Origin of the sequence: Streptomyces sp. M2CJ-2, assembly GCF_016757295.1 — a bacterium.
Lineage (GTDB): Bacteria > Actinomycetota > Actinomycetes > Streptomycetales > Streptomycetaceae > Streptomyces.
On record NZ_JAESIF010000147.1, the window covers coordinates 1 to 6,280 of the forward strand.

Sequence of the window (6,280 nt, forward strand, 5' to 3'; positions counted from 1 at the left end):
TGCAACATCCGGTCGATGGTCCTCTTCCTGCTCGTACGGTGGTTCTTCTTCTTCGTCCTCACCGTGCTTGCCCTCACGAATGCCGAACTGTATGACTCCCTCGGTCACGGAGCAATCGCTGCATTCCTGGTGCTCAGCCTGGCGTTCACCCCCCTCTATTTCATTCTGGTGGAGCGTGCCATCGTGGCTTTCCGCGGGCTGCGGCCGCAGTTGTGCTCCATCTACGACCCGTATTTCTGGTGGCACGAGCGTCTGTGGAAGGTTCCTGACCAGTACCTCAACATCTTCAACGGCACCCCCTTCAAGAACGTGATCTGGCGGCTCCTGGGGGTCCGGGTCGGCAGCAGGATCTTCGATGACGGCTGCTATCTGACGGAGCGGATGCTCACCACCATCGGGAACGACTGCACCCTCAATGCGGGGAGCAAGATCCAATGCCACTCGCAGGAGGACGGCACCTTCAAGTCCGACCGCAGCGCGATAGGGGACGGATGCACCCTCGGTGTCGGCTCCCACGTGCACTACGGGGTGACGATGGGTGACGGCTCGGTGCTTGCGCCCGACTCCTTCCTCATGAAGGGCGAGGAAGTCCCGCAGCACGCGCGGTGGGGCGGGAACCCGGCCGAGGAGATGAGCGACGCCCCCGGCCGGCCGCCGGCACTGGTGCGGCAGGGATAGCCCGGGACCGTCTTGGCCGAGGCGGCTCGGCCGGCCGGGCAGTCCGGGCCGGCGGTCTGCCGGCAGCAGCGAAGACAGAGGAGCCGGCCTGGTCGGCGGCGACGGACAGGGTGCTCACGGCGAGTGGAGAGGGACTGAATCGATGGCAACGCGAGTGGCGGACCGGGAGTTCTGGCGCGGTGTGCTCGTCACCGGCGGATCCACCACGATCCCCCGGTGGACGCTCCGTCCTGTGGCGGGTGTTGACGAGCACGAGGCCACGATTCCGGACGACGTCATGAACGCCTTGCGCCGATTGGCGAAGGATCTCACGATGCCTGTCGGCTCCGTGATGCTGGCCGCGCACGCCAAGGTACTCGCCGCGCTGTCAGGCGAGCACGAGGTCATGACCGGCTACGTGGTGGAGGAGGGCGGCCGACCGTTGCCCTGTCGGCTGACAACCGCAGCGACATCATGGCGGGCGCTACTGGTCGACACCCATCGCGTCGCATCGGAACTGCTGTCGCACAAGGACTTTCCGGTCGACGAACTCAGGCACGAGCTGGGCCTCGCCGAACCGTCGGTCGAGACCGTCCTCGATCCGAATCCGGCCTTCGGTCCCTGTCCGACGGACGTCGCCGGCGCTCTCGCCAAAGACACCGCGCTGTGGATGGCGTTCTCGGAGCGCAACGGCCGGCCCACGCTGCGCCTGCGGTACCGGACCGACGTACTCGACGCGGAGCACGCCGCCAGGATCGTCGGTTACCACCTCACCGCGCTCGCGCTCATCGCTGCGGATCCGGATGCCGAGCACGCGCGGCAGAGCCTGCTCTCCGACGAGGAGGTCCGGTTCCAGCTCGAAGGGCTGTCCGGGCCGCGCCGCACCCTGCCGGACGCCCGGATGCACGAGCTGTTCGAACAGCGGGTGAGGCTGCACCCGAGAGCCGTCGCCGCCGTGCACGGCGACCGGGAGTGGACCTACCAGGAGCTCAACGCACGTGCCAACCAGCTGGGACGAGCCCTGTTGGCGCGGGGGCTGCGACGCGAAGGTGTCGTCGCGGTGGTGACCGAGAGGAACCTGGACTGGATGGCCTCCGTCCTCGCGGTCTTCAAGGCCGGAGGCGTGTACCTGCCCGTCGATCCGCGCTTCCCGGCCGATCGCATCGCGGCCATGCTCTCCCGCGCCGAGTGCGGGCTCGTGCTCACCGAACCCGCGAGCACCGACTCGCTCGACCAGGCCCTGGACTCGCTACCAGAAGTCCAGAAGCTCTTCATCGGCACGGCGTACGACGAGGGCGGTCGCGACGACGACCTGGGCATCGTCGTCGCACCGGACCAACTCGCCTACATCTACTTCACCTCCGGCTCCACCGGAGAGCCCAAGGGCGCGATGTGCGAGCACGCGGGGATGCTCAACCACATCTACGCCAAGATCGAGGACCTGGAGCTCGATGTCGACGAGGGACAGGTGGTCGCCCAGACCGCCCCGCAGTGCTTCGACATCTCGTTGTGGCAACTGTTGTCCGCCCTTCTGGTGGGTGGGCGGACCCTGCTGGTCGAGCAGGAGGTGATCCTGGACGTCCAGCGGTTCGTCGACAGGATCGCCCGCGGTCGGGTCACCGTGCTCCAGGTCGTGCCGTCGTATCTCGAAGTCGTCCTGACGTATCTGGAGCAGCACCCGCGCGAGCTGCCCGGCCTGCGGTACGTGTCCGTCACCGGTGAGGCGTTGAAGAAGGAGCTCACGCAGCGCTGGTTCGCGGCCGAGCCCGGCATCAAGCTGGTCAATGCCTACGGTTTGACCGAGACCTGCGACGACACCAACCACGAGGTCCTGGACCGGGTGCCGGACCGCGAACGGGTCCCGCTCGGTCCTCCCGTCAGCAACGTGCACGTCTACGTCGTCGACGAACATCTGTCACCGGTACCGCTCGGCGCCCCCGGCGAGATCGTCTTCTCCGGCGTCTGCGTCGGCCGTGGATACGTCAACGACCCCGACCGCACCAAGCAGGCTTTCATGCCCGATCCGCACCGCGAGGGGACCCGGCTCTACCGCAGTGGCGACCACGGCCGCTGGCTGCCCGAGGGCAAGCTGGAGTTCCTCGGGCGTCGCGACACCCAGGTCAAGATCCGTGGCTTCAGGATCGAGATCGGCGAGATCGAGAACACCCTTCTGCAGGTCCCCGGTGTCCGCGACGGTGCGGTGGTGGTCGCCGAGCCGCCCGACCGGGGCAAGCACCTTGTGGCCTTCTACTCCGGCGCGACGTCGCTCCCCGTCGAAGACCTGAGGGGCCGGCTGGGTGAGTCGCTGCCGGAGTACATGGTGCCGTCGGCCTTCCACTGGCGGGAAAGGCTGCCGCTGACCGCCAACGGCAAGATTGACAAGAGGGCGCTGGCAGCACTCGTGGAAGAACCGGACATCGTCGGAGACGACGAAAAAGGCTCCCACATGCCGAGTACGCCCACCGAGCAGCGGCTGGCGGCCGCTTGGGCGGAGGTGCTCGGCATCCCGCAGGCTCAGATCGATCGACGGGCCCATTTCTTCGACCGGGGCGGCACATCGCTGTCGGCTGTGAAGCTGGCGATCAGCCTGGACCGCGCTGTGTCGCTCAAGGACGTGACTCGTCATCCGGTCCTCGCCGATCTGGCCGCGCTGGTCGACGGCAGGTCAGGTCGGCGTTCCGGGCTGCTTCAGTCGCTGTGCGAACCGGGGGGTGCGCCGACCGGTGCCCTGGTGTGCTTCCCCTACGCCGGCGGCAACGCGGTGAACTTCCAGCCGATGGCCAAGGCCCTGCAGGGCAGTGGGATCGCGGTCTACGCCGTCGAGCTGCCCGGTCACGACGTGGCCGCCGCGAGCGAGCCTTTCGCGTCGATGGCAGATGTGGTCGCTCAGGTCGTCGCCGAGATCACCGAACGTGGCCTGCGCGGAGTCCTGTTGTGGGGGCACTCGTCGGGCGCGGCTTTCGCCGTGGAGACGGCCAGGCAGCTGACCGGGCGCGGGATGGAAGTCCAGCGGGTCTTCATCGGCGCGCAGTTGCTCGGCAATGTCGCCGACCGGCGCGATGCGGTCACCGAGCTGACCGGACTGAGCGACGCCGAGATCGCCGCGAAGCTGAGTGCGGACAGCGGCTACGCCGAGCTCCATGAGCTGGATGCGCAACGCGCCGAGCACATCGGTGCGGCCTACCGGCACGACTGCGTGTCCGCACACCGCTATTTCGCAGATCTCCTCGACACTCCCCCGGCGGTGAAGTTGCCCGTGCCGGTCACCGTGGTCGTCGCCACCGACGACCCGGTCACGGCTGGTCATCCGCGACACCACCACGACTGGGAGCTCCTCGCGGCCCACGTCGACCTGCAGGAACTCGCCGAGGGCGGCCACTACTTCCTGCGCAGCCGTCCGTCCGAGGCAGCGCAGGCCGTGCTGCGCACCGTCGAACTACTGCCTGCTTCCTGAGCGGCACACACAGCTGCACACTGAAAGGAAATCAGGATGTCCTTCATATCACCGGCGTCGCTGCTCGACGAGGTCGAACTCCGACCCGGTCGGCCTCCGGTACTGCGAACCGAGATCATCAGCGACGCTCCGCGCTGGGCAGCCGAGCACCGAGAGGCGCTGCGCGCCGTCGTCGCCGAGCACGGCTGCCTTCTGATCCGCGGCCTCGGGCTGCGTGATGTGGCCGGGGCCAGTGCCGTCTTCGAGCGGCTGAGCACCAGGCTGATGGCCGCGAGGGAGGCTTTCGCACCCCGGCGGACCTATGCCGACGGCGTGTACTCCTCGGCGCAGTGGCCGCCGAACCAGCCGATGTGCATGCACCATGAACAGAGTTACACGCTCGAGTTCCCCGGCCTGATGCTGTTCGCCTGCCTCACTGCGCCACGCCAGGGCGGGGCGACCGGAGTGGCCGACGCGGCGACCGTGCTCGAGGAACTGCCCACCGGGTTGACCGAGCGGTTCGAGCAGGAGGGCTGGCTGCTCACTCGCAGCTACAACGACGAGATCGGGTCCTCCCTCGTCGAGGCGTTCGGCACCGACGAACGGGGCGCTGTCGAGAGTTACTGCCGCGCCAACGCCATCGAGTTCGAATGGCAGCCCGACGGGACCCTGCGCACCAGGCAGCGCCGCAGCGCCGTGATACGCCATCCGGTCACCGGGCGGCGCTGCTGGTTCAACCAGGTTGCGTTCCTCAACGAGTGGACGTTGGCCCCCGAGGTCCGCGAGTACCTCGTCGAGGTCTACGGCGCCGAGGGGCTGCCGTTCAACACCCGCTTCGGAAGCGGCGACCCGATCGGCGAGGACGTGGTGCAACTGCTCAACAAGGTCTACGAGACCCACACCGCACGCGAGCCGTGGCAGGCCGGCGATCTGATGATCGTCGACAACCTGCGCACCGCGCACAGCCGGGAGCCCTTCGAGGGACCTCGCGAGGTGCTCGTCGCGATGGCCGACCCGGTACAGATGTCCGACTGCTCGCCGACCTTCGAGGTGACCGCCCGATGACCAGCGTCCCTACCTCCGTGACGGCGTCCGCAACGAGCGGACCGCACACCGTGCGGCCCTTCGCGGTGATCTCCGGTGCCCAGGTCCAGCAGGTGCTGGAGGGGCGCGAGAAGCAGATCGTCGAGTTGGCCGAGGTCGCCTACCGGCTGCACGGTGCCGGTGACTCGGTGAACCCGCCATCGTACTTCCTGCGGTTTCCCGACCGTCCGACCTCCCGGATCATCGCGCTGCCGGCCTCGATCGGCGGGCACGTACGGGTGGACGGCGTAAAGTGGATCTCCAGTTTCCCGGAGAACGTGCAGGCCGGCATCCCGCGGGCGTCCGCCGTGCTGATCCTCAACGACCAGGACACCGGCTACCCGTTCGCCTGCCTGGAGAGTTCCATCATCAGCGCCACCCGGACGGCCGCGTCCGCGGTGCTGGCCGCGGATCGGCTCAGCCGGGACCGGCCACGGCCCACGCGCGTCGGGTTCTTCGGGACGGGCCTGATCGCCCGCTACATCCACACGTTCCTGGTCGGCAACGGCTGGTCGTTCGACGAGACAGGTCTGTACGACCTGTCCGCCGACAGCGCGGCAGGGTTCCACCGCTACCTCGAGCAGTCGGGCACCACAGGCCGGATCACGGTGCACCACAGCGCCGAGGAGCTGATCCGTGGCAGCGACCTGGTGGTCTTCGCCACCGTCGCCGGTGAGCCGCACGTCAGCGACCCTACGTGGTTCTCGCACAATCCTGTGGTTCTGCATGTGTCGCTGCGCGACCTCGCGCCGGAGATCGTTCTCGCCTCGACCAATATCGTGGATGACGTCGAGCACTGTCTGAAGGCGGGCACCTCGCCGCATCTGGCCGAGCAGCTCACGGGCAACCGGGACTTCCTGCAGGGCACGTTGGACGATGTGATGGCCGGGCGGGTGACAGTGCCGACGGGCCGACCGGTGGTGTTCTCACCCTTCGGTCTCGGGGTGCTCGACCTCGCGGTCGGCAAGTACGTCTACGACGAACTGGTCCGCTCCGGAGAACTGCACGTCATCGACGACTTCTTCCACGAACTGCGCCGTTACGGATGACCGTCCGGGAGCACCCCGCCGCAGATGAGGAGGAGGCCGCCGTGCCCGTCATATCCGC

4 protein-coding genes are annotated in these 6,280 nt (G+C 67.9%); all 4 read left to right on the top strand.

The features are described 5' to 3' along the window. On the top strand, positions 1 to 678 hold a 678-nt coding region (locus JL475_RS37750), incomplete at its 5' end, for a DapH/DapD/GlmU-related protein (RefSeq protein ID WP_272933034.1). Positions 679 to 820: 142 nt separating this feature from the next. Next, entirely contained in the window at positions 821 to 4,111 is a 3,291-nt protein-coding gene (locus JL475_RS37755) for an amino acid adenylation domain-containing protein (RefSeq protein ID WP_202282731.1), read from the top strand. A 36-nt stretch (positions 4,112 to 4,147) separates the two neighbouring features. Further along, positions 4,148 to 5,155: a TauD/TfdA family dioxygenase gene (locus JL475_RS37760; RefSeq protein WP_202282732.1), complete on the top strand. Its 1,008-nt coding sequence runs from the start codon at positions 4,148 to 4,150 to the stop codon at positions 5,153 to 5,155. Next, entirely contained in the window at positions 5,152 to 6,222 is a 1,071-nt protein-coding gene (sbnB, locus tag JL475_RS37765) for a 2,3-diaminopropionate biosynthesis protein SbnB (protein ID WP_202282733.1), read from the top strand. The genes JL475_RS37760 and sbnB overlap by 4 nt, the downstream gene beginning before the upstream one ends. Positions 6,223 to 6,280: the final 58 nt, after the last annotated feature.

What these genes read in the sequence shown, in the direction of transcription:
- JL475_RS37755 (WP_202282731.1), top strand. Translation starts at nt 821, where the DNA reads ATGGCAACGCGAGTGGCGGACCGGGAGTTCTGGCGCGGTGTGCTCGTC.
- JL475_RS37760 (WP_202282732.1), top strand. Translation starts at nt 4,148, where the DNA reads ATGTCCTTCATATCACCGGCGTCGCTGCTCGACGAGGTCGAACTCCGA.
- sbnB (WP_202282733.1), top strand. Translation starts at nt 5,152, where the DNA reads ATGACCAGCGTCCCTACCTCCGTGACGGCGTCCGCAACGAGCGGACCG.